Source organism: Streptomyces sp. 4N509B, assembly GCF_052245655.1.
GTDB lineage: Bacteria > Actinomycetota > Actinomycetes > Streptomycetales > Streptomycetaceae > Streptomyces.
The window spans coordinates 1-902 of the sequence record NZ_JBQQBZ010000099.1 but is presented as its reverse complement, the minus strand read 5'-3'; the positions used below and the strand labels follow the sequence as shown (position 1 = coordinate 902).

Genomic DNA, 902 nt, shown 5'->3' with positions numbered 1-902 from the left:
GAGCCTTTTCCAACCTCAGGCTGCGGGCCTCAGGTGAAGTGCGAGGACGGCTTTGACCAGGTTGGTTATGCGGGGCGTGCTGCATCGCAGCTTCCGCAGGAGCCGCCAGGACTTCAACGTGGCGACGGCTTGTTCTCCCAAGGCTCGGATCTTCGCGTGGGAGCGGTTGTGGGCCTGCTGGCCGGCCGACAGCTTCTCCCACCGTCCCCAGTAGGGCACGCGGATGGTGCCGCCGGCACCCCGATATGCCTTGTCGGCCCAGCACGGCAGGTTCACGCTGGTCAGCGTCTCGATGATGCCGTGGGTGCGGGCGGCGCGGATGTCGTGGACCGCTCCGGGCAGAGCGGGCGAGGCCCACAGCAGGCGTCCGAACGGATCGGCAAGGACTTGGACGTTCATGCCGTGCTTGTGATGTTTGCCCGAGTAGTAGGGCCGGTCGGCGGCGATGCGGTCGATGGGCAGCAGCGTCCCGTCCAGGATCACGAACGCCTTGGCCGACGCGGTCTTCATCGCCGTGGCGAGCTCGGGTGCGTGGGAGGCGAGTACCTCCACAGCCTCGGTGACGTACCGGTAGGCCGTGGTGGTACCGACACCGAAACCGGCTGCGAGCTGGGCGTAGGTGTGGCCGCACCGCAGATGGGCCAGGACCAGCAGAGCCTGCCGGCCTGCCGGGAGGCGCCGCCATCGGGTCCCGCGCTCCACACGCCCAGCGGTCAGCAGGCCCGACAAGTAGCGGAGAGCAGAACTGGACAGATCGATCCCCGATGGGTAGACAAGCATGTGAAGCTCCGGGCGGACAGGTTGATCTTGGTCGACAACCCATCTACCAGGAGCTTCACCCCTTCCCGCACCCAGCCCCCACCTCAACGCCCCACGGCCTCAGACAGGTTGGAAAAGGCTCA

General features: G+C 67.0%; 1 protein-coding gene. It reads right to left on the bottom strand.

Annotation, left to right across the window (positions count from 1 at the left end):
* Positions 1 to 15 precede the first annotated feature (15 nt).
* Positions 16 to 780 (bottom strand): transposase family protein, encoded by a 765-nt coding sequence (locus tag ACTWP5_RS32090; RefSeq protein ID WP_443224708.1) that lies wholly within the window; start codon positions 778 to 780, stop codon positions 16 to 18.
* Between the last annotated feature and the right edge of the window lie 122 nt (positions 781 to 902).

Bases quoted from the DNA above. Each gene is read 5' to 3' on its own strand.
- ACTWP5_RS32090 (WP_443224708.1), bottom strand. From the start codon at position 780: ATGCTTGTCTACCCATCGGGGATCGATCTGTCCAGTTCTGCTCTCCGC.